We start from the raw sequence: 21,639 nt of genomic DNA, 5'->3' as shown, positions 1-21,639 counted from the left end.
AGTCTTGCTGGCGCCGGGCAGCGTGCACGTCGCGTGACAGCGGCGCGTCAGGGCAGAGCCGGCACGGCAGGCTGGGAGTCGGTCCAGCCGACCTCGATCAGCGTCGTGTTGGTCGTGCTGTAGGACGTGCCTGCGGATGCCTTACCGTCGACCGTGCCCAGATGGTTCTGTGACAGCAGCACCATCCTGCCGGTGTCGACGATCAGCCTCTCCCTGGTCGAGTGCGCCTTCTTTCCCGTCCCGCTCGTGTGGTCGATCACGACGGCGGCGCCGGGTCTGCCCAGGTCGTCCTTCGCGTTGCCGTCGGCGCGGGCGCCCGGCAGCGTCAGCAGGGCCTGGTAGGCCGCGGCGCGGACCTCCTTCGGGGCGGGAAGATCGTGCAGGAGCTCGGACAGGGTGTATTTGAGCCAGCCAGGCAAGTCGACCTCTCGACCGGCCCGGCCCGCATTCGTGAGCCAGTCCTTCAGACGGCTCGGGTCGGCGGGCAGGCGCTGAACCTCGTCGTACGTCAGCCATTGCCCCGCGAATTGGAACTTGTTCCATTTCGTCGGCTCTGGTCCAACGTGGCCTCTGGCGGGCTCGGCGGACAGCTTCACCGTCTTGCCGTCGATCGACGTGCTCCACGTGGAGGGGGAGCCGTCGCGCCGCCATGCCTTCTTGTCGGCCGCGGTCCCCGGCAGCGTCCCGAGCTCCCGGAACCCGAACCAGCCCCTGCCGTCGGGGGCGCTCCACCGTTCCGAGATCTCCCGCTCGACCAGCGAATAGGGGCCCGACTTGGAGCCGAACCGCAAGGGATGGGTGGACGTCGTCATCGTCCTGGTGTGCCAGTAGGCCCCCTCGGGGGGAGTGGCCGCGACAGCCGCCGGCGCGCTCAAGACGGTGGCGCCCACGGCCAGGGCGACGCCGAGAGTGATCAGCCGCCGGGCCGGCGCGGTCGCGAACGTCATCAGATTGCTCCATGGATTCGAAGTCACGACCATCCATACGCCTGGGCCGCTGGAAGGGTTGCCCGCGAAAATATTCTGAGCGAGAGGGCAACGGTCGCGAAGGCCGAGGCGTATTAGAAGGCGTGATATCGGACAGACAGCCGTGAGCGGCGGAGAACACGACTTCGGCGCCTTCGTGGCCACGCGTGCCACGAGCCTGCTGCGGGTCGCCTATCTCGCCTGCGGCGACAAGACAGAGGCCGAGGACCTGCTGCAGGCAGCGCTGGAGCGTACCTACAGGAACTGGGACCGGGTGGCCTGCCACGACAACCCCGAGCCCTACGTGAGGCGCGTCATCATCAACGCCGCCATCAGCCGCGCCCGCCGCCGGGCGATCTTCAGCATCATCCCCATGTACAGCCCGCCAGAGACGCCGGCCCGTGCGAGCGACCCCGACCTGCTCCATGTGCTCATGGAGGCGCTGCGCGCCCTGCCGCCCCGGCAGCGGGCGGTGATCGTCCTGCGCTACTGGGAGGACCTCACCGAGGCGCAGACCGCCGAGGTGCTCGGATGCGCGGTCGGCACGGTCAAGAGCCAGGCGTCGAAGGCCATGGCCAAGCTCCGTTCGGCGCTCGGCCGGGAACCACTGGAAGGAGCGATCAAGGATGCCCACGCTTGAGGACGAGATCCGCCGGCTCATGGCGGACGAGACGGCGAGGCTGCACGCCGCGCCCGACCTGGCGGAGCGGGTCATGCGTTCCTCCCGCAGCAAGCGGCGGAGGGTCAGGGTCGCGGCGCTGGCCACGTCGGTTGCCGTCATCGCCGCCGCGCCCATCGGGTACCTGACCGTCGGCTCGGTGGCCATGACCGGGCAGGAGCCCACGATCTCCGTGGTGCCGGAACCGCCTCCCATCGACGACACCCCACCTGTGCCGACAGAGCCGCCGAACCTCGGGGACCTGGGCGACGGGAGGGAGTTCGGGCATGTCAGGGTGGGATACCTGCCCGAGAGGCTGCAGTGGTCCCAACGGTCGGTGGACAACGGCGACAGGTACTCGATCACGTACAACTACAAGGGTGACGACAAGGGCTCCTATCGGGTGCAGATTCACATGTACGAGGAGGAGGCCGTCCAGGAGGTCGACGACCAGATCCAGGCGTATCGCGGCGAGGAGGACGGCGAGGGGGTGACCGTCGGCGCACGGAGCGGCTACCTGGTCGTGCAGAACGTCGGTGAGGACGGCATGAAGGGCACTCCGACCCTCTTCCTCAGAATGGGCGACAGGCAGTGGGCCGAGATCATGTTCAGCCCTGTGTACGCGGAGGAGTTCTCCAGCGCTGAGGCCGTCGACGCCGAGTTGAAGAGGATCGGCGAAGGGCTCACCTCCACCATGTGATGCCACGTTCGAACCGGGCTCTTGTACACGCGAGACATGTCAGCGCTGGTCGGCGACACCGCTCTAGACAGAGCGCCGGACTATAAGAGTTGCTGGGCAGCCTGAAGTGGTCGTGACCTTGGCGTTCGCCTACTCCGCTACGGTGATCACGAAAAATTGGTCGAGGGCTGAGATGAGCCGGTCGGCCGGCCCGGGGGTGGTGGTCGCCGCCCATTGCCGGGCGAGGTCGAGGAATCCGGAGAAGTGCTGTTGGGCTGTGGTGAGCAGGCTGGAGAGCTCGCCGCGGGTGATCTCGATGGACGGAGAGTCCCCGTCGTCCTGGGAGAGCCGGATGACGTGACCCACATGTGTGATGTGTGGCGTGGGGTCGTGGCCGAGCCATGGCTCTTGCCCGCGAGCCACGTCCCACCAGTCCCGCCAGTTCTCCAAGCCGAAGCAGCAACCGGGCGAGATGCTGACGCCCGTGGTGGTGTCGTGGAAGCGCAGCCCGCCTGGAGCGATCAGGGCTTCCGCTTCGGCGAGATGCTGTTCCAGGTGGGCCTCGGTCAGGTCGGCGGCGTGGGCGATGGCGATTTTGTTGTAGCTGAAGATGACGGCCATGGCCGTCCCGACTTCGAGGGGAGACATCCGGCCGGAGAGGGCGAGAAGGCGGTCGCTCGATGGCTCCGCGATCGGCCAGGCCGTGAAATCCACCGCGTCGTAGGTCTCCATGACGACGTTGACGATGACCATGGTCGCCAGTATCCAGCCATTGCACGGGTGTGCGGTTGCTGGAGTGTGAAGCGGGCTCGTCGGAAGGTCGAGGGGAGTCAGCGGATCAATAGAGGATGCTTGGCAGGTACGCTCCGGCGGGCTCGCTGTAGAGCCCGATGGTCATCAAGTTCGCCAGTTGGGTCACCTTGAGGCCGTGGTCCAGGCACCACCCGAGCAGCGCGGTGTCGCTGGCCGGTACGAGGATGCCCGGCCCGTTGAAAGCGGAGGCCGAGGCGATGAGCGCCTTGAGATCTTCCGGAGTCTCGCCCACGGCGTGGGCGAAGTAAGCAAGGTCGGTGGCGTACCCGGTCACCCGGCCACCGTGCTCGACCACACGGGCCGTTCCCTGCTGGAGCGCGTCGCTGACCTCGCCACCGCGGTCGATCCCGTGCACCCGCCGGCATACCTGGTTGCATGCGGGCCGGTCCGCGTCCGTCGCGGGCCGTACCTTGTATCCGGGGATGGTGGACCCGATCGGTGGGCCCTGCAGGCATGCCATGGTCTCGCGGAACTCGAAGCCCAAGCTCGCGTACAAGGCGAACGACCTGCAGTGATAAGCCGCCTGCAGCAGCCGGATGCTCGGTACCTGCCGTGCTTCGGCCCGGTGCATGACGTCTTCCATGAGCCGACGGCCCACACCGGCGTTCTGGCATGCTGGATCGACGGTGACCGGCCCGACGCCGACGGCATTCGAGCGCTCATCGAGGAAGTTGCTGCCGACGATCCGTCCGTCCAGTTCCGCGGTCACGCTGTAGAAGCCCGGGTGGGTCAGGAGCGTGTCCACCAGGCCGGTCGCGGTTTCCACGTCGGGAAGGTCGCCGGTGAAGCCGTGCTCGCGGGCTATCTGGTCGAACGCTTCGAAGCAGATCCTTCCGCACTCAGCCGCATCTGTGCGTGCCCCGGGACGCAGGAGAAGATCCATGGAGACCGCCTCCGTCTCCGCTGGTTGTCAGATCGGGTACGCCTCCGCGCTGGGATGCGGAAACGCCCCCTTTATCCATCAAAGCATCATGCCCGTTGCACGGTGAAAGGGGTGGCCTGTTCCAGCCCCGCACACAGGAAGGCGGCGTGTACCGGGCTCTTGCCGGCAGGCGTAGGCATCGAAAGATGAGGATGGGCCGGCCGACTCGTGCCGGCCCCCGGCACCGGGTGGCCAGGGCTGAGGTGACAGCAACGTCCCCACACGCCGACGCATCCGGGAAGGTCAGACGACGTGCACGTCAGTCGCGTCGGCCGTCGTGCCGGTGGCCCCTGGTCAATGTCTTTGTGCCGAAGCCTTTTGTGATCAACCACATGGCCAGGACCAAGCTTTGTAGGGCCAGTGGTGCATTTATGGCCAGGTAGAGCGGCGTGACGACATCAGTCAGGCGGAGCAGTACCAAAAAGCTCGCCAACGTGGCTAGTCCGACCCCAGTGATTCCCCACACGGACAGCCGGCGAGGGATTAATCTCGACCGATATAGAATGCAGAAGAATAGGAAGTCTCCGAGACTCAGCGAGATGATGACCGCGACGTGATTGACCAAGTCGCGCGCCGTTCGCAGCAACTCGCCTAAGGTTTCCAGGTGGGATGTGCCTGAAGTGCCGGCTTGGGCATATTCCTGGCCCAGTACAAGGAATAAAGGTAAAAAAATCACACCCATGAAGTGGAACGTAGCTGCTACCAGCCTGAATCCAAGGAAACCCAGACTGAGTGCTTCATTTTCCATCCTCAATATCGGATACAGGTACAGTGCAAATCCGATATAGGCGGGGATCATGAGGAACTGACAGACTGCGCCGACGAGTATCTGGGTCTTGTGCGCAGGAATCAGATTGAGATAGTTGGGCTCCTCCAGGACGGGAACAACGCTGAGCGCGCCGGCGATCATGCCTACGATGATTAGTGTTCCTGCGATCTTCGTTGCTCGCCTGCTTGTTTTCATGAAACGTTCCCGTGTTTGTCGGCGCGGGCTGGCCGTCCGAACGAACTTACAGATGTAAGGGCGCCGCCAACGCTACCCTTACATGCGTAAGGCTGCAAGCGGTCTGCTGCAGAAAGAGGTTCGGGTGTCCGGGGCGTCGCGGCGGGGTGCGGTCCTTCCAGGACCTTGAACAGGACCAGGCTGATGATGCTGTCCCAGAGCTCGTACTCGATGAGAGCGTCATCACAGCGGGGTGGGGTTGAGGATCGCGGACTTGTTGGCGGGAGCCGTAACGGGAGCGCGTTCGGACGGAAGCCTCGACGGCTTCCGTCCGGGGAGGGGGTGCTTCAGCGATGGGCGGGTGCGTCGACGAAGGTGGCGCCGATCTCCAGCATCCGCTCGACCGCGTAGGCAGGGTCGATCAATGCCTCCGGGGTGTGGATGCCCGGCGTCACAGCCTCACCACGCAGGCCGAGCAGTCGTTCGACGCCGAGGGCGATGCCGAGCCCTGTCAGGGGGCGCTGGCCCTCCGGGTGGATGAGGTAGCGGCTCGTACGGAGTGGTGCGCCCGTGAGATCTGCGCCTTCGAGGTCGATCCTGACCTCGGTGGAAGCAGCCCCGCCGCGGCGCCTGCTCGCGGATTCTCCGACCGCGAAATCGAAGCGGACGTTCGGTGCGCCCGTCGCGATGGCCAGGCTCGGCAGGTCGAGGGTGGGAATGCTCTGGCCGGGCAGGACGGTGCCGTCGACGCTGACCACCTCCGCCTGCGCGTCGGGGCCGCTGACCCAGGTGAAGACGCCGTCGCGCCGTACGAGCCCGGCCGAGGTGACGGTCAGCAGGCGCTGCACATCCTCAAGAGCCGCAGGCCCGCCGCTGTCCAATTCATCCAGTACGGCACTGACCTGGATGGTGTCGAGCCTGCCGAATGCCTTGGCGAAGTCCTGTGCGGCGAGCACGACGAGTCCCGCGTACCAGTGACTGGCCAGCAGGATCGGCGCGGCGCCGGCTCGCTGACCGCCCGCGATGACCTCGGGCGCGATGTCGGTCAGACCGTTGGAGATGCTGAGGTACGGGAGCCCGCGGTCCTGCGCATGGCGGAGTCCGTGCAGGCAGCTGTCCCACACCGCCGCGACGACCGCTGAGTGGCCATGGTCGGCCGGGAGGCCGAGGTCGCTCCGCCGCAGATCGATGGTCACGGCTGTCGCGCCGCCGAGCTTGTCGGCAACTCGCTGCGCGCGGTCGAGATCACGGCCCGCGATGGTGAGCGGCAGCGTCGGGTGCCACTGGCGCAGGATGGACGCGGTCGCCGCACCTGCCTGCCCCGAACCGCCCATGATCAGTACTGACTTCACGGTGTTCCCTCTCGTACGAACCTACATTTTGTAAGTTACATTTTGTAGCCTAAGCTGAGCGGCAGCGCAAGGGAGGACGATGACCACCGCATCGACGAGGCTGTCCAAGCCGGCCAGGCGGGAGCAGTTGCTCGACACCGCCATGACGATCGTGCGCACCCAGGGCACCGACAGCCTTACTCTGCTCACCCTGGCGGAGGCCGGAGGGGTGAGCAGGCCGATCGTCTACGACCACTTCGGCACCCGCCCCGGCCTGCTGCTCGCGCTCTACCGGCGACTCGACGAACGACACCGGGTGGCGTTGACGCAGGCGTTGCGGGGTGCCGCATCGGCTCCTCGGGAGATAGCCGGTGTCATGAGCGCCGCGTACTTCGCCTGCGCCATCGACATGCCGGAGTGGAGCGCCATTTCCGCCGCGTTGAAAGGAAATCCGGAAATGGAGGCGATCGAGCGGGAGATGTTCGACGGCTACACGGCCTTGATGGCCGCCGCATTGCAGCCGCACTCCGGCCTCGCGCCGGACCGCCTTCAGCTCCGCTGCATCGGCGTGCTGGGCGCGGCCGAAGCGATCGCCGCGGAGCTGAACCGAGGACGGACCACCGCCGCCGAGGCGGTCACGGCGCTGACCGACCTGATCGTCGGCAGTATCGACGGCCACTGAGAGGACTGCAGGACGCCGGCTCATAGAGGCAGTTCGTCGAGGGGGTGTCGCCTTTCAGCCTGACGATGTGCGCTTGCCGTCTGGCGATTCAGTCGCATGGCTCTTTTTGCACGTAATTTGCGGCATTTGCGATTTGTATGCCTTGTTGCGTCGCCTAAGGAGTCATTTTTGTATCGTTTGAATTTAGCCCATGTGCTGATCTTCATTGCCGCTTAACCTGCGATGTCCCTACTAGATGCGCAGGTGGAAGCCATGAGCGAGCAGATATCACAGGTAAGCGCCGAAAACGGACAGACGGCGAGTTCTCCTGCGAAGAAGGCGGCGGCACGAACGGCTCCGAAATGGGAGACCGATGCTCGCGATCGTGTTAGAGCGGCGATTCGCCGCTATGCCAAGCCGCTCAACGATCTCGTGGCGCGTGACGCCAATGAAGGAGACACGCGACTTCTGATCACAGACTTCCTGTGCGCGGGGCTCGGATACGACAAGTACGACGACCTCACCACGGAATACCAGGTCAAAGGAGAGTTCGCTGACTACGGCATCCGTATCGACAAGCAGTTGGTCGCCTTCATCGAGGTGAAACGCTGTAGCCAGAAGCTCAACGCCAGGCACCTGCGTCAGGTGCAGATGTACGCGGTGAACGAGGGCGTGGAATGGATGATCCTGTGCAACGGACAGGTATGGCAGGCGTACCACATGACCGCCGGTCTTCCCGTGGTCATCGACCTGGCTCTTGAAGTGGACCTGCTCAGCGATACCGGCTTGGCCGCCAAGACGGACGCGCTCTTCTACCTGACCAAGGAAGCGTTCAAGCGCCGCCTCATCGATGACCTGTGGCGGGCTCGCGCCGCGACGTCGCCGAGGTCTTTGGCTCAGGTGCTTCTGTCCGACGTGGTGGCCGACGCCATACGGAAAGAACTTCGACGGCAGACGAACCACAACGCCGACGTCAGCGAGATTCATCAGATTCTGCGGGGCGAGGTCCTCCGCCCCGAGACGCTGCTCTGAGGCGGCACCGGCGGCCGGGCATTCTGCCAACGCCTTCCCCGGGGTGCGATCATGTGCGCGATGGCTTTCAGGGATATCGCTGAGCGAATCGCCGGCGCTAGCGCCGAGTTGGCCCACTGATCGAGCGTGGGCTCCATTCCGGGCACGGATGATCTCAGTCCGGCGGTGCGGGGATGATGTGGGAGATGCGCTGCTGGGGCAGGCCCAGGACGCTGCTGAGGTCGCGGGTGGTCCAGCCCTGGTCGGCCAGGACACGGGCGGCGTCGCGGACGGCGTCGCGTTCGGCTTGTTCGGCGTAGAGGCGTGCGGCGCGTGCACTGTGGACGTTGTTCAGAGCGTCCGCCGCGTCCTGGTCGGCGGGGGTGAAGTGGAAGCCGGCGGAGTCGGAATTGTGGCTGACCAGGGCGGATACGTCTTCTATGACGTTGTCCGCCGCTTCTCTCCAGGTCGCGCCCTGAACCTGGACGACGTGATGGTCCGGCAGGTTGTCGACGGTGGCTGTCCAGCGCTTGCCGGTGCGAGCGACGGTGACGTGGTACGTGGTCGTGATCTCTAGCTCGCGCTGTTCGAGATCTTCGGGGATGTCGGGCTGGTCCCAGACCGTCTCGCGCCATGTGCTCACCCGACGACTGTAGGCCGCGGCAGGCGTCGGCGGAACGTCACGGCCGAAAGGCTTCCCCATCGCAAGACCGAATCCCAGCCTGCTGACCGCCCCATAAGGTCACACTCGTGCGCTTTGTCCTCCTCATCGTGCTGCTCCTGCTGATGCTGGTCTGGCCGGTGCCTGCCGTCGCGGCTCTCGTACTCATGGTGCTCGCGTTGCGAGACCGTGGTCGGCGGCGAGCGGGTTGGTCGCTGTCAGCCGCGGCGCTGTGCGCGGCGATCGCCGCCTACGGGTACGGGCTGGGGGCGACGACCTTCGGGGCGTGGACGGACCCCGACGACCGGTGCGGGCTGGTCCGGCCGGACCTCTACGCCTACGGCCACCGTGGCCCGGAGGGCGGGGCGCAGAGCATGTGGCCGCTGCACGACACCACATGCGGCCCTGACCTGGTGCCGGGCTTCGTCAACCCCCTGGTGGCCGGGTCGGTGGCGCTGTGTGCGGCGTCCCTAATGATCATGGTGGTGGTGACGATCAGAGCTCGCCGCCGGGCTGCTTAGCGGCAGCAGGTGCTCGGTCGGTCGGCACGGTATCGGTGGATACGACGTAGGGTCCAGGGCAGGCCGTACCCACGGCGGCCCTGTGCGAGATGGAAGCCCGCATGACTGTCACTCCCGAGCACCTGACCGTCCTCGCGAGCCGTGCCGAGGCGCTCACCGCCGAGGTCCTGGCACTCTGTGACCGCGTCCCGAACGCGTCGCCGGAAGCCGAGCACCTCGCGGTGGCACGGCATGCCGTCACCTGGCTGACCCGAGGCGCTGAGGACCTGCGGCGCGCGGCCGCGGACCTGGCCAAGCTCCAGGCCCAGCCGTGCGGCCTGCCGTGGGGCGTCTGCCCCGAGCACGGCAACACCCTCTCCTCCAGAGGAGGCATCTCCACGTGCCGGGTGTGCAGCCGCACCTGGAACCATGACCGGCTCGGCCTGCCGTGCCCGGAGCCGGTGACGTGGAAGGTGATCGACCAGGCCGGAACGGAGACGAGGATGTGCGACGGGCACGTCCTCGGCGCCCGTGCCGCCGCCGGTGGCGCCACCTTCGTACGCCTCCTCGACGAGAACGGCGTACCTGCCTGACCCCAGCGCCTCCGGGCGGACGGGATCGCGGCGCCCGCCAAGCCAAGTGGAAGAGCGAAATTCGGAATGCCCAGCCGAGATGGGCCCTTTTTCAGCTAGTTTCCGAAACTTCCCGACACCGAAGCATGTATAAGCGCAGGCCACAGCTGCTAATAGCGCTTGCAGGCTGAAACATTTCGGTGATGCGTTGACATCTTTCGGGCTGATTCTCAGAATGATCGCCAACACCCCCGCCCGGAAGGGAGAGCCCTGGTGATCACCAGCTCGGAAGCCTGTTCGAGGGTCCTCACGCTGCTGGTCGCGGTGACCCTCTCGATCACCGGAGCGGTGGCCGTGGCCCCCACCGCAGCCGCGGCTGTCGCGGATGAGAACGAGGGCGCCGACTGCGTGGTGACCGGCCTGCCCAGCGAAGGATCGCTGCCGACCGACTCCAGGCTCCCCGACCCCTTCACCAGGCTGAACGGCACCCGTATCACCGCCAAGTCCGACTGGCGGTGCCGGCGGGAAGAGATCAAGAAGCTGGCGGAGAGGTTCGTCTACGGCGAGAAGCCCGCGAAGCCGTCGAGCGTCACGGGCACGGTCTCCAGCAGCAACATCACGGTGAACGTGAGCCACAACGGCAGAAGCTCCACCTTCTCGGCGAGCGTCTCCCTGCCGAGCGGCTCCGGGCCCTTCCCCGCCGTCGTCGTCCTGGGCGGGTTCGGCGCGGACACCGCCGCCATCCGAGCGGCCGGCGCCGCCGTCATCAACTACGACCCCTACGCGGTCGGCCGGGAGGGCACCCCGCGCACCAACAAACAGGGCGCGTTCTACAGCGTCTACGGCTCATCGAGCAGCACCGGGCTGCTGATGGCCTGGGCCTGGGGCGTGAGCCGGATCATCGACGTCATCGAGCAGTCCGGCGGCACCATACTCAAAGCCGACGCGACCGGCGTCACGGGGTGCTCGCGGTTCGGCAAGGGCGCCTTCGTGGTGGGGGCGTTCGATCAGCGCATCGCGCTGACCATGCCGATCGAGTCCGGCAGCGCCGGTGTGCCCATCTTCCGTGGCATTCCCGGAGAGGGCGCGCAGAGCCTGAGCAGCGCTTACGGCGAGCAGCCGTGGCTGGGCGACGCGTTCGGCTCCTTCACCGGCAATCCGAACAGGCTGCCGGTGGACACGCACGAGATGGTGGCCATGGTCGCGCCGCGCGGGTTGTTCATCATGGACAACCCCCACATCACCAACCTGGGCCCCAGGTCCGCGAGCGTGGCGGCCCTGGGCGGCGCGGAGGTCTACAAGGCGCTCGGCGCGGGCGAGAACATCACCTACTGGTCCGACGTCCAGGACGGCAGCCACTGCGCCAACAGGTCCGAATGGCGGACCCCGCTGCAGCAGAACATCCAGAAGTTCCTGCTGAAGACGGGCAACGCGCCCGGCGCGATGAGGATCTCGTCCAGGGCACAGGGCAACCTGGCGCAGTGGAGAGACTGGCAGACCCCGACCCTCGGCGACGATTCCAGCGACACCACCGCGCCGAGCACGCCGGGCACCCCGGCCGCGTCCGACATCACCGCCACCAGCGCCACGCTGACCTGGAGCCCGTCCACCGACCAGGGCGGTTCCGGCCTGGCCGGCTACACCGTCTACCGCGAGCAGGGCGCCACCGACCCGCAGCTCGGCCAGTCCACCACCGCCTCGACCACCCTCACCGGGCTGACCGCCAACACCCGATATCAGGTGTACGTACGGGCGCGTGACGGCGCGGGCAACCTGTCCGGCAACTCGCCGGCGGTCACGTTCACCACGACCACCGGCGGCGGTGGCGACACCTCGCCGCCCACGGCCCCGACCGGCCTGACGGCCTCGGGCACCACGGCCACGGGCACGAACCTGAGCTGGACGGCCTCGACGGACGACAACGGCGTCGCCGGGTACGACGTCCTGCGCGCGCCCGGCGCGAGCGGCGGCACGTTCGCCCAGGTCGGCACCTCGGCCACGACCTCGTTCGGCGACACGGGCCTGACCCCGGGCACCACCTACCGTTACCAGGTCAGGGCCAGGGACGCCGCGGCCAACACCTCGCCCGTCTCCAGCACCGCACAGGTCACCACCCAGCCCGGCTCGTCCACCGGCACCTGCACGGCCGTGCCGACCGTGCAGGCCCAGTGGAGCACCGGGTACGTCATCCAGCCGCTGACCATCACCAACACCGCCACCTCGGCGATCACCGGATGGACGGTCACCTTCACCCTGCCGGCCGGCCACACGCTGACCGGCTCGTGGAACGGCGGCGTCACCGTCAGCGGGCAGACCGTGACCATCGAGAACGCCGCCCACAACGGCGCCCTCGCCCCCGGAGCCGGCACCGGCAGCGTCGGTTTCCAGGCGACCCGCCCGAACGGCGACACCGCGGTCCCGTCCGGTTACACCTGCGCCGGACGGTAACTCTCCCGATGCCCGCTCAACAGGCCCGCGACAGCGCCTTGGCCACCCTGTCCACGTCGTCCTCCGTGGTGCGCCAGCTGCTGAAGGCCGCGCGCAGCGCCGGTACGCCGTCGTACACGGTCGTCGTCAAGAACGCCTCGCCCGAGTCGGTGACCGCCTGGGCCACCCGGCCGATGCCGGTGGGGTCGCCGGCGAGGGTGAAGCAGACCACGTTCAGCCTGACGGGGGCGAGCAGCCGGTAGGCGGGCATGGCGGCGATCCGCTCGCCCAGCCGGCTCGCCAGGGCGAGGTCGCGCCGGACGATCTCGGCGTGGCCTTCGCGGCCGTACGCCGCCAGGGTGAACCAGGCCGCCAGCGCGCGCAGCCGGCGCGAGTTCTCGGGGGTCAGGTGAACGAAGTCCGGGTCGTCGCCGGGAGAGCCGAGGTAGGCGGCGGAGTTCTGGAAGACCCGGGCCTGCAGGTCGCGGCGGCGGGTGAGCTGGATGGCGCTGTCGTACGGCACGTTGAGCCATTTGTGCAGGTCCACGCAGATCGAGTCCGCCTCGGCCAGGCCGTCGAGCAGGTGGGCGTGGCCGGGGGACAGCGCGGCGAACGCGCCGAAGGCGGCGTCGACGTGCAGCCAGAAGGGGTGGCGGTCGCGCAGGGCGGCGATGGCGCGCAGGTCGTCGAAGTCGCCGGTGTTCACCGTTCCGGCGTTGGCGACCACGATGGCGGGCTCGCCGTCCAGGGCTTCGAGGGCCGAGGCCAGGCGGGCCACGTCGACCGCCTCCCTCGCGGGCAGCACGTCCACCGGGTGCAGGGCCGCGCGGCCCAGGCCGAGCATGGACAGCGCCTTGCCGACGCTGGAGTGCGCCCTGCCGGACAGTACGTGGACCGGCCCGAGGGCAGCCGTGCCGTGCTCGGCGATGGAGACGCCGCGCTGCTCGCCGAGCCATTCGCGGGCGATGGCCAGGCCGGCGAAGTTGGACATGGTCGCGCCGCTGACGAAGGCGCCTTGGAGCGCGGAGGGCAGCCCCAGCAGCTCGCGCAGCCAGGCGATCGTCTCCCGTTCCAGGTCGGGCGCGGTGGAGTCGAGGCCGGAGGTGGGGTTCTGGTCCAGGACGCCGGTCAGCCAGTCGCCCGCCAGCGCGGCGGGGGTGCAGCCGCCGGTGACGAAGCCCAGGTAGCGGGAGCCCGCGCCGGCGGAGAAGCCGGGCTCCCACCGCTCGGCGAACGCCGCCAGCGCGCCCCGCGCCCCGGCCCCCGGGGCCGGCAGGGGGAGGGGCTCCCGCCGCGCGGGCGGTCGCGCGACGGGGCGCTCGGCGAGGCCGTCCAGGATTCGTACGGCGTACGCGCCGGTCGCGTCGATCAGTTCCGGGATCTGGGCGAGATCGTCACCGAGGCGGGAGTCCATACGGCCACGGTAGATGCCTGCCTAACGCACGGCGCAGAGCAGGCGGTTGTTGCCGCGCTGCCAGAGGGTGCCGATCTCGCTGAAGCCCGCCTCCCGCAGCGCGTCGGTGTGCTGGGACAGCAGGTGGGACTCGGAGCCGTGGTGGTCGGCCCCGGCGGTGGTGCGGGCGGCGTTGAGCGCGGCCATGGCGGGGTCGGCCTCGACGGCGTCCCACCAGGTGCGCCAGTCCTCGGGCTGGTCGCCGGCGAAGGTCCGCTCGGTCTGCTTGTCGTGGACGGCGCGTTCGAGCCGGGCGAGGGTGGGGGTGGCGTCGCCCGCGTCGAGGTGGTCGCCGTTGAGCAGCAGGCCGCCGGGGCGCAGGGCGGTGGCGAGCTCGGCGAACATGCTCCGCAGGTCGGGCGGCGAGATCCAGTGCAGCGCGGTGGTGCTGACGGCGGCGTCGGCGGGACGGTCGAGGCCGAGCGCGTCCGTCCAGCCGGGGGTGCGGAGGTCGGCGGCGACGAAGGTGAGGTGCGGGTAGGCGGCCCGGCCCAGGCCGAGCAGCAGCGGGTCGGCGTCCACGGAGATCACCCTGGCCTTGGGCAGGCGGCTCAGGAGGCGGGCGGACAGGGAGCCGGGGCCGCAGCCGAGGTCGATGACCAGCGGGTCGGGGCGGTCCAGGGCTTCGACGGCGTCGATGAGGGCGGTGAAGCGCTCCTCACGGTCGGGCAGGTAGCCCTCCTGCTGACGGTCCCAGCGCGCGATCCAGTCGAGTGCGGCATCGTGGGTGAGCACAGAAGTCTCCTTGTGACTGTCGTCTAGACTTTCGATAGTCACAAGCTAAAGCAGAAAGCGTAACTGGTCAATTGGACTTCAACAGTCACACGGATGGGGTCATCAAGGTGGCCGTGGGGCTGGTCAACAGCCTGACCCCCGGCGAGCGGCGAGGCCGGCCCGCGCCGCCGCCCGCCGACGTCGCCGCGGCCGCCACCGAAGGGCTGCGGGTCGGCTACCCCGATCACCGGCCCGCCACCGAGGCCGAGGCCGCCGAGCTGGTCGGGATCGCGCTGCGGCTGCGCGCGGTCTTCGAGGCGGTCGCGGCGGGCGACATCGACGCCGCCGCGCTGCGGGTCAACACCCTGCTGGCGGAGACCGACGCCAGGCCGACGCTCCAGCGGCACGACGGTGAGCCGTGGCACCTGCACTTCCACGGCCCCGGCGGCGCCATGGCCGGGGACTGGGCGGCGAGCTGCGCCACCGGGCTCGCGCTCGTGCTGGGGAGCGAGTTCGGCGACCGGCTGGGGGTGTGCACGGCGCCGCACTGCGATCGGGTGTACGTGGACGTCTCGCGCAACGGGACTCGCCGGTTCTGCTCCACGCCGTGCCAGAACCGGGTCAAGACCGCGGCGTTCCGGGCCCGGAGCAAATCCTCATAAGGCGGGAAAAGCTGCCCTGACTTGCGGAAACTGTCGGAGCACCAGCCGGTCGAGAGGACGCGAACAAGACTCGCGGAGGCACCTGACGTGCGAGAATGACGCCACTGTGATCTCCTCCCCACCATTCCCCGTTGACCTCGTCGGCATGCCCAACGGCGACCTGCTGATGTTGCCCGCCGTCTGGCCCGTGCGGCTTTCGCCGGAGCAGCGGCGCCAGCTCGTGGAGCGCCTGCTCGCCGCCGACCCGGACGGCGACGAGGTGCTGCCCGGTCACGCCGACTGAGCGGCGTCAGCACGGCGGATGACCCCTGCTCCAGCTCCCCGGCGTCACCCGGGGAGCTGGAGCCCGTTCATTCGGCGGCCAGCCGTTCCGCCTCTTCGTGCAGCGCCGCGATCACCAGCAGCTCCAGCCGGAGCTCGTCGAGATCGGTCGCCGCGAGACCGTCAAGGACGCGCATGTGGGCCTCCCTGACCTAGAGACGGCCCAGGAGCCACAGAGGTTCACAAGCGATAGGCGAACGGTCAGGCCACGCCGGACAGGCGGTCACGCTCGATCTGCGCCTGAAGGATCTCCTGCCGCTCCTCGTTGATCCTGCGGCAGATGATCACGTACGCGTTCAGCACCTTGGCGTAGGCCTGACGGGCCTCCTCCAGCTCTCCGGTCAGGGTCAGCACCCGCCCCGCGTCGCCGCTCCGCTCGGCCTCGGCGAGCAGCGCGCGCGCCTCGTCGACGATCTCCTCCGACCGCAGCCTGGTACGTCGGAGCAGCGCGGAACATTCGTAGAGCTCTCCCAGCCGAGCTGAGGAGACGATGAACTCAGCAGTGTGCACAGCCGACCCTTTTCCTGCCATCCGTGTGCGGAGAACCGATCCCATAGCCGCCACCTCCACCGTCAAGGTTGCCTAACTGTAGACGCGTTACTCGCTCCTGTGGATCACTCGCCGGTGGCGGGGGTACGGCACTGTTCCCTCGGAGAGGTTCTCTCCTCCCCAGGGGGATAACAACGCCCCTGAAGCCGATTCGGTGCCGGCTGAATGTGGTAATTGGCGGTCTTACCTGGGCCTTTTTGGTGATTGCGATGAATGGCCATCCTGAGCAAAGCCGGAGTACCAAGACCCTCGATCGGCCCCCGCCGCCCTGGCCCCTGGTCACATACTGATACGAGGCGCAAGCACGCTGTGACGCCGAGGGGCGGGTTGATAGTGGCGATGGTGACAACCGGCAGCGACGACGCGATTGACGTGAGCATCATCATTCCCGCCCACAACTGCCGGGCGTACCTGGACAGATGTCTCACCTCCGCGCTCGTGCAGCGCGTCCGTAAGGAGATCGTCGTCGTCGACGACGGGTCGACGGACGGCAGCGCCGAACTGCTCGAGCTGTACGCCGCCTACCACCGCGGCATCGTCAAAGTCATCCGGGTCGAAGGCGGCGTCGGCGCCGGCCGGCCGCGCAACGTCGGCCTCGACCACGCCGGCGGGCGCTACGTGTTCTTCTGCGACGCCGACGACCACCTCGGCCCGGAGGCCCTCGAACGCCTGGTCGCGATGGCCGACAGGAACGACTCCGACATCGTGCTCGGCAAGATCGTGGGACATGGCAGGCGGGCGCCGTCCTCGATGTTCCAGCGCAGCGCGGACCGGGCGGAGCTGGGCGACAGCGCTGTCTACAACAGCCTGAGCTGCTTCAAGCTGTTCCGCAGGCAGATGCTGGAGCGGCACCGCATCAGGTTCCGCGAGGGGGTGCTGGTCGGCGAGGACATCTATTTCAGCGTGCACGCCTACTGCCACGCCGAGGGGATCTCCGTGGTCGCCGACTACGACTGCTACCACCTGGTCGCCAGGGAGGACGGCAGCAGCGTCATGCAGCGCCCGGACAGCCGGGATCCGGTCGCCTGGCTGGCCATGATCCGCGGGCCGATCCAACTCATGGCCGAGCACATCCCGCCGGGGCCGCTGCGCGACCACCTCCTGCTGCGTCACTTCAGGCTGGACGTCTTCGTGCAACTCGGCGCCTCGTTCCTGGCCGCGGGGGACGTGAAGCGCAAGGACATCGCGCAGGCGGTGGCCGGCATCTGCGACCAGTGGCTCACCCCCGGCGTCTACCAGCGGCTGAGCGGCACCGACCGGCAGCGGCTGGCCGCCCTCGGCGACGTCGACCGGCTGGTCCGGCTGGCCGACATCGAGAGCGCGACCGTCCGGCGGCGGCTGACCGGGCTGCGCTGGGACGGCGACCGGCTGGTGGTGATGGGCGTCGCCGCGCTGGCGGGGGTCGGCGCGCACGAGGCCGTGTCCCTGGTGCTGCGCTCACGGCAGGAGCCGGAGTGCGATCTGGTCGTGCCGGCCGAGCTCACGGGTGACCGGTTCACCGCCCGGATCGACGCGGGCGCGCTCGGCTCCGGGGTGTGGGACCTGCGGGTGGCCATCGAGCTCGAAGGCGTCGTCAGGTCCGGCAGGCTCGGCGCGGACCGGGAGGACGGGCTCACCCGCCCGGCGCCCCGGCTGCTCGACGGCGTGGTGGTGCTGCCGTACTTCACCAGGGAGAACGGCAACCTCAGCATCGACGTCGGCGGGTACGTCGTCGGGGTGCCCGGCAGGGTGCGCATCACCAGGACGAGCTGGTCGTTCGGGCGGCGGCTGGTCGTCGACGGCGAGATCACCGTGGTCGGGACCGTCCCGCCCGCCTCCGCCGTACGGCGGCTGGTCTGGCGCGAGCGGCGCAGCGGCCGTGAGCGGGCCGAGCGGGTGGTCTCGCTGCCCGGCGGCGGATTCGTCGCCAGGCAGGCCATGGGGCGTTACACCCCCGGCACCTGGGACGCCTATCTGGAGCTGGAGCTCGGCGGGCCGCCCGCCAGGTTCAGGATCGAGACGGACGCCGAGACGGTCGCCGCGCCGCGCCGCTGGCTCGGGGGGACCGTGCTGCGGAGCGTGCGCCCGTACGCGACCTCGGGCAAGGGGCGGCTCAGCACGGTCGTGCGGCAGCTCACCGCGCGGATGGTCTTCCGAAGAATCATGCGCTAATGCCACCTATGTGCAACTGCAAGACGATGTCCTAAAGTAGGGACGTTTGTACTCTTTGTTCGGAGGATCGTCGTGCACGTACCCGATGGCTTCTTCAACGCGGCCGTGTCCATCTCGGCCGGGGCGGTGGCGGCCGCCGGGGTGGCCGTCTGTCTGCGCGGGGCCAAGCGCGAGCTCGACGACAGGACCGCGCCCATGGCCGGGCTCGTCGCCGCGTTCATCTTCGCCGTGCAGATGCTGAACTTCCCGGTCGCCGGGGGGACCAGCGGTCACCTGCTGGGCGGCGCGCTGGCGGCCATCCTCGTCGGGCCCTATACAGGCGTGCTCTGTATGACCGTGGTCCTGCTCGTCCAGGCGCTGTTCTTCGCCGACGGCGGGCTCACGGCGCTGGGCGTCAACATCTTCCTCATGGGCATCGTCACGGTGCTGGTCGGCTGGGGCGTCTTCAAGCTGGTCACCAGGTTCGCCACCGGCCGGGGCGGGATCGGCGCGGCGGCCTTCGTCGCGTCGCTGCTCTCCGTGCCCGCCTCCGCGCTGGCGTTCACGGCGCTGTTCTGGATCGGCGGCACCGCGCCGATCGACCTGGCCGCCGTCGCGGGCGCGATGGGCGGGGTGCACGTGCTGATCGGCATCGGCGAGGCGCTGATCACCTCGCTCACCGTGGGCGCGGTGCTCGCCGTCCGTCCCGACCTCGTGTACGGCGCCCGCGGGGTCTCCCGGCCGCTGGAGCTGCGCGGCGCGGACGGGACCAGCACGGTCACGCCGCAGGAGCAGGCCGAACCCGCGTCCTCGGTGTCCTCGGTGGGCAGCAGGCCGTTCGTGTTCGGCGCGCTCGGGCTGACGCTGCTGCTGGCGGGTGTGGTGTCCTTCTTCGCCTCGGGCGACCCGGACGGGCTGGAGGCCGTGGGCGAGGAGCAGGGCTTCCTGGCCCAGCAGACCGACCACCTGTTCGGCACCTGGAGCCTGGCCGACTACGGTGACGTGGGTGGCATCCCCGTGGGCGTCGCCGGGATCATCGGCGTCGGGGTGACGCTGCTGGTCGCGGGGGCGCTGGGCTACGCCGCGCGGAGCAAGGACAAGACGCGGGTCTAGGCGATCGGAAGGCGGCGGGCGAGCCGATGGGGGCGGGGCACAGGCATCAGCTCTACCGGCCGGGAGATTCGCCCGTGCACCGGCTGCCGGCGCAGTGCAAGCTGCTCGCCGTCCTGTGCTTCGCCATCGTGGTGGTGGCCACGCCGCGCGAGCGGTTCTGGGCCTTCGGGGTGTACGCCCTCCTCCTGATCGCGGTGGCGGCCGTGGCCCGCGTCCCGGCGGCGTACATCCCGCGCCGGATGGTGATCGAGTTGCCGTTCGTGCTGTTCGCCTTTCTCATCCCGATCATCGGGCTGGGGGAGCGGACCACCGTGCTCGGGCTGTCGCTGAGCGTCCCCGGCCTCTGGGCCGCGTGGAACATCCTGGCCAAGGCGACGCTCGGCGTGGTCGCCTCGATCCTGCTGGCGACGACGACCGAGCCGCGCGCGGTGCTGCTGGGGGCGCAGCGGCTGCGGGTGCCGGGCCTGCTGGTGCAGATCGCGATGTTCATGCTCCGCTATCTGGACGTGATCCTGGACGAGATGCGGCGGATGCGGATCGCGCGGGAGTCCCGAGGGTTCGAAGCACGAAATTTCCGGCAAATTCCGGTGATTGCCCGGTCGGCCGGGGCGCTGTTCATCCGCTCGTACGAGCGCGGCGAACGGGTGCACCTGGCCATGCTCAGTCGGGGCTACTCCGGACAGATGCCAATAATTCAGGAAATTTCGGCATCTGCCGGACAATGGGGTGCCGCGCTCGCTCTGCCCCTCGCGGCCCTGGCAGTGTTGGGACTCTCGCTGTGACGCATCAGAAACTCTCTCTAGAGGTCGACCGGCTCGCCTACGCCTATCCCGACGGGACACAGGCCCTGTACGGCGTGGACCTCGCCATCAGGCGCGGCGAGCGGGTGGCGCTGCTCGGCCCCAACGGCGCCGGCAAGACCACACTCGTCATGCACCTCAACGGCATCCTCACCCCCGGGCACGGCAGCGTGGCGGTGGCCGGCACGCCGGTGCGCCGGGACACGCTCAAGGAGATCAGGCAGCGGGTCGGCCTGGTCTTCCAGGACCCCGACGACCAGCTCTTCATGCCGACGGTCCGGGACGACGTGGCGTTCGGCCCCGCCAACTCCGGCCTCCGGGGCGAGGAGCTGGAGAGCGTCGTCAGGGCCGCCCTGGAGCGCGTGGGCATGCTGGAGGCCATCGACCGGCCGCCGCACCACCTGTCCTTCGGCCAGCGCCGCAGGGTGGCGGTGGCGACCGTGCTGGCGATGCGGCCGGAGATCCTGGTGCTCGACGAGCCGTCGTCCAACCTGGACCCGGCCGCCCGCAGGGAGCTGGCCGAGATCCTGCGCTCGCTCGACGTGACCGTGCTCATGGTCACCCATGACCTGCCGTACGCGCTGGAGCTGTGCGAGCGCTCGCTCATCCTCTCGGACGGGGTGATCGCCGCCGACGGCCCCACCCGCGAGCTGCTCGCCGACCCCGAGCTGCTCGCCCGCCACCGCCTGGAGCTGCCCTACGGGTTCGCTATTCCAGCGGCGATTGAACGTGCATGAGCACCAGGCGGTCGCTCGCGCGCAACTCCGCGACCCCAGGGTCGGCGTACGTCATGATCTTGCCGTCGCGCACCACGGCCACCACCAGCTCCTCGCCCTGGACCGGTGGCTTGCCGGTCTCCGACGGCAGGACGGCCCGCTCGTACAGGTCCAGGCCCTTGCCGTAGGCGAGCAGGTCCTCGATCAGAGAGCTCACGGCCGGGCTCTGCGTGGCGACACCGAGCATGCGCCCGGCGGCCTCTGCCGAGGTGATCACCACGTCGGCGCCGCTCTGCCGCACCAGGGGGTCGTTCTCGGCCTCGCGGACGGCCGCCACGATCGTGGCCCTGCTGTTGAGGCTGCGGGCGGTGAGCGTGACCAGGGCCGTGCTGTCGTCGCGGCGGGTGGCGATGATGATCTCGCACGCCTCCCGGATCCTGGCGCGGTTGAGAACGTGGCTGCGGGTGCCGTCGCCGACGATGCCGGCGAAGCCGTCCTCGGCCGCCTCCGCGATGACGACGGGGTCGGGGTCGACCACCACGATCGACTCCTTGGAGCGGCCGTTCTCCAGCAGGGTGCGGCTCGCGGCGCTGCCCTTGGTGCCGTACCCGATGATCACCGTGTGGTCGCGCAACCTGGCCCTCCAGCGTTCGATCAGAATGGCGTCCCTGGTCCGCTTGGTGAGGACCTCCAGCGTCGTGCCCACGAGCACGACCAGGAAGGCGATGCGCAGCGGCGTGACGGCCACGATGTTGACGATTCTGGCCGCCTGGCTGACCGGGGTGATGTCGCCGTAACCGGTCGTCGAGATCGACACCGTCACGTAGTAGAGGGCGTCGATCAGGGAGACGTGGCCGTCGGCGTTGTCGCGGTAGCCGTCGAGATCCGCCGCTACCAGCGCGAACATGGCCAGCAGCATCCCCAGCGCGATGGCCATCCTGCGCAGCACCGCCCGCAGCGGGCTCAGCCGGGCGGACGGCATGCGGACACCCAGTGCCGTCTCGTCCTCGTGCATACGACTGATCGTAGTTTGTGCAT

Annotated in this window: 23 protein-coding genes; 13 read left to right on the top strand and 10 right to left on the bottom strand. The window is 68.8% G+C overall.

The features are described 5' to 3' along the window. Positions 1 to 47: 47 nt before the first annotated feature. Positions 48 to 947, bottom strand: coding sequence for a hypothetical protein (locus ACTMTF_RS36745; RefSeq protein ID WP_441114791.1), 900 nt, complete (start codon positions 945 to 947; stop codon positions 48 to 50). Positions 948 to 1,089: 142 nt separating this feature from the next. Here ACTMTF_RS36745 and ACTMTF_RS36740 point away from each other — a divergent pair, with 142 nt between their 5' ends. Then, complete coding sequence (locus tag ACTMTF_RS36740) at positions 1,090 to 1,605, top strand: SigE family RNA polymerase sigma factor (RefSeq protein ID WP_441114790.1); 516 nt, start codon at positions 1,090 to 1,092, stop codon at positions 1,603 to 1,605. Then, positions 1,592 to 2,323 (top strand): hypothetical protein, encoded by a 732-nt coding sequence (locus ACTMTF_RS36735; RefSeq protein ID WP_441114789.1) that lies wholly within the window; start codon positions 1,592 to 1,594, stop codon positions 2,321 to 2,323. Before ACTMTF_RS36740 ends, ACTMTF_RS36735 begins: the two co-directional genes overlap by 14 nt. Before the next feature lie 129 nt (positions 2,324 to 2,452). Here the strand turns inward: ACTMTF_RS36735 and ACTMTF_RS36730 are convergent, their stop codons facing one another. From ACTMTF_RS36730 to ACTMTF_RS36715, 4 genes are all read right to left on the bottom strand, one after another. Then, complete coding sequence (locus ACTMTF_RS36730) at positions 2,453 to 3,055, bottom strand: hypothetical protein (RefSeq protein ID WP_441114788.1); 603 nt, start codon at positions 3,053 to 3,055, stop codon at positions 2,453 to 2,455. A gap of 85 nt (positions 3,056 to 3,140) precedes the next feature. Next, entirely contained in the window at positions 3,141 to 3,998 is an 858-nt protein-coding gene (locus tag ACTMTF_RS36725) for a GNAT family N-acetyltransferase (protein ID WP_441114787.1), read from the bottom strand. A gap of 298 nt (positions 3,999 to 4,296) precedes the next feature. Then, positions 4,297 to 5,001, bottom strand: a complete 705-nt coding sequence (locus ACTMTF_RS36720) for a DUF4386 domain-containing protein (RefSeq protein WP_441114786.1) — start codon at positions 4,999 to 5,001, stop codon at positions 4,297 to 4,299. Between the two features lie 326 nt (positions 5,002 to 5,327). Continuing rightward, on the bottom strand, positions 5,328 to 6,332 hold the full coding sequence (locus tag ACTMTF_RS36715; protein ID WP_441114785.1) for a hypothetical protein: 1,005 nt from the start codon (positions 6,330 to 6,332) through the stop codon (positions 5,328 to 5,330). A 79-nt stretch (positions 6,333 to 6,411) separates the two neighbouring features. On the opposite strand from ACTMTF_RS36715, the gene ACTMTF_RS36710 reads away from it, so the two are divergent. Continuing rightward, the gene (locus ACTMTF_RS36710; RefSeq protein ID WP_441114784.1) at positions 6,412 to 6,993 is read left to right on the top strand and encodes a TetR/AcrR family transcriptional regulator; all 582 of its coding nucleotides are present in this window, start codon (positions 6,412 to 6,414) and stop codon (positions 6,991 to 6,993) included. A gap of 252 nt (positions 6,994 to 7,245) precedes the next feature. Then, positions 7,246 to 8,004 carry a hypothetical protein gene (locus ACTMTF_RS36705; protein WP_441114783.1) on the top strand — a complete coding sequence of 253 codons (759 nt, stop codon included), beginning with the start codon at positions 7,246 to 7,248 and terminating at the stop codon, positions 8,002 to 8,004. Between the two features lie 154 nt (positions 8,005 to 8,158). Here ACTMTF_RS36705 and ACTMTF_RS36700 read toward each other — a convergent pair whose 3' ends face one another. Next, positions 8,159 to 8,626: a hypothetical protein gene (locus tag ACTMTF_RS36700; protein ID WP_441114782.1), complete on the bottom strand. Its 468-nt coding sequence runs from the start codon at positions 8,624 to 8,626 to the stop codon at positions 8,159 to 8,161. Positions 8,627 to 8,733: 107 nt separating this feature from the next. Between ACTMTF_RS36700 and ACTMTF_RS36695 the strand changes: the two genes are divergently transcribed. The 3 genes from ACTMTF_RS36695 to ACTMTF_RS36685 all read left to right on the top strand — a co-directional run bounded on the left by ACTMTF_RS36695 (position 8,734) and on the right by ACTMTF_RS36685 (position 12,164). Then, positions 8,734 to 9,165 carry a hypothetical protein gene (locus ACTMTF_RS36695; RefSeq protein WP_441114781.1) on the top strand — a complete coding sequence of 144 codons (432 nt, stop codon included), beginning with the start codon at positions 8,734 to 8,736 and terminating at the stop codon, positions 9,163 to 9,165. Positions 9,166 to 9,266: 101 nt separating this feature from the next. Then, positions 9,267 to 9,737: a hypothetical protein gene (locus ACTMTF_RS36690; RefSeq protein ID WP_441114780.1), complete on the top strand. Its 471-nt coding sequence runs from the start codon at positions 9,267 to 9,269 to the stop codon at positions 9,735 to 9,737. A 252-nt stretch (positions 9,738 to 9,989) separates the two neighbouring features. Continuing rightward, the gene (locus tag ACTMTF_RS36685) at positions 9,990 to 12,164 is read left to right on the top strand and encodes a fibronectin type III domain-containing protein (RefSeq protein ID WP_441114779.1); all 2,175 of its coding nucleotides are present in this window, start codon (positions 9,990 to 9,992) and stop codon (positions 12,162 to 12,164) included. A 16-nt stretch (positions 12,165 to 12,180) separates the two neighbouring features. On the opposite strand, the gene ACTMTF_RS36680 is transcribed toward ACTMTF_RS36685, so the two are convergent. Together ACTMTF_RS36680 and ACTMTF_RS36675 are read right to left on the bottom strand one after the other, a co-directional pair. Continuing rightward, positions 12,181 to 13,557 carry a pyridoxal phosphate-dependent decarboxylase family protein gene (locus tag ACTMTF_RS36680; RefSeq protein ID WP_441114778.1) on the bottom strand — a complete coding sequence of 459 codons (1,377 nt, stop codon included), beginning with the start codon at positions 13,555 to 13,557 and terminating at the stop codon, positions 12,181 to 12,183. 21 nt (positions 13,558 to 13,578) lie between these two features. Beyond that, a complete protein-coding gene (locus ACTMTF_RS36675; RefSeq protein WP_441114777.1) occupies positions 13,579 to 14,331 on the bottom strand; it encodes a class I SAM-dependent methyltransferase in 753 nt (250 codons plus the stop codon). Positions 14,332 to 14,402: 71 nt separating this feature from the next. On the opposite strand from ACTMTF_RS36675, the gene ACTMTF_RS36670 reads away from it, so the two are divergent. Together ACTMTF_RS36670 and ACTMTF_RS36665 are read left to right on the top strand one after the other, a co-directional pair. After that, positions 14,403 to 14,972, top strand: coding sequence for a CGNR zinc finger domain-containing protein (locus tag ACTMTF_RS36670; RefSeq protein ID WP_397010845.1), 570 nt, complete (start codon positions 14,403 to 14,405; stop codon positions 14,970 to 14,972). Between the two features lie 145 nt (positions 14,973 to 15,117). Beyond that, entirely contained in the window at positions 15,118 to 15,255 is a 138-nt protein-coding gene (locus tag ACTMTF_RS36665) for a hypothetical protein (RefSeq protein ID WP_397010843.1), read from the top strand. Between the two features lie 239 nt (positions 15,256 to 15,494). Here the strand turns inward: ACTMTF_RS36665 and ACTMTF_RS36660 are convergent, their stop codons facing one another. Next, positions 15,495 to 15,803: a hypothetical protein gene (locus tag ACTMTF_RS36660; RefSeq protein WP_397010841.1), complete on the bottom strand. Its 309-nt coding sequence runs from the start codon at positions 15,801 to 15,803 to the stop codon at positions 15,495 to 15,497. Between the two features lie 411 nt (positions 15,804 to 16,214). Here ACTMTF_RS36660 and ACTMTF_RS36655 point away from each other — a divergent pair, with 411 nt between their 5' ends. From ACTMTF_RS36655 to ACTMTF_RS36640, 4 genes are all read left to right on the top strand, one after another. After that, positions 16,215 to 17,993, top strand: a complete 1,779-nt coding sequence (locus ACTMTF_RS36655) for a glycosyltransferase family 2 protein (protein WP_441114776.1) — start codon at positions 16,215 to 16,217, stop codon at positions 17,991 to 17,993. A gap of 72 nt (positions 17,994 to 18,065) precedes the next feature. Beyond that, entirely contained in the window at positions 18,066 to 19,085 is a 1,020-nt protein-coding gene (locus tag ACTMTF_RS36650) for an energy-coupling factor ABC transporter permease (protein ID WP_441114775.1), read from the top strand. A 74-nt stretch (positions 19,086 to 19,159) separates the two neighbouring features. Then, positions 19,160 to 19,867, top strand: a complete 708-nt coding sequence (gene cbiQ, locus ACTMTF_RS36645) for a cobalt ECF transporter T component CbiQ (protein ID WP_441114774.1) — start codon at positions 19,160 to 19,162, stop codon at positions 19,865 to 19,867. Then, positions 19,864 to 20,622: an energy-coupling factor ABC transporter ATP-binding protein gene (locus ACTMTF_RS36640; RefSeq protein WP_441114773.1), complete on the top strand. Its 759-nt coding sequence runs from the start codon at positions 19,864 to 19,866 to the stop codon at positions 20,620 to 20,622. The genes cbiQ and ACTMTF_RS36640 overlap by 4 nt, the downstream gene beginning before the upstream one ends. On the opposite strand, the gene ACTMTF_RS36635 is transcribed toward ACTMTF_RS36640, so the two are convergent. Further along, positions 20,594 to 21,616 carry a potassium channel family protein gene (locus ACTMTF_RS36635; protein WP_441114772.1) on the bottom strand — a complete coding sequence of 341 codons (1,023 nt, stop codon included), beginning with the start codon at positions 21,614 to 21,616 and terminating at the stop codon, positions 20,594 to 20,596. The two genes, ACTMTF_RS36640 and ACTMTF_RS36635, sit on opposite strands and share 29 nt — an antisense overlap. Positions 21,617 to 21,639: the final 23 nt, after the last annotated feature.

This window comes from Nonomuraea sp. ZG12 (assembly GCF_052068115.1).
GTDB lineage: Bacteria > Actinomycetota > Actinomycetes > Streptosporangiales > Streptosporangiaceae > Nonomuraea.
This window is presented reverse-complemented; position numbering and strand designations above follow the sequence as displayed.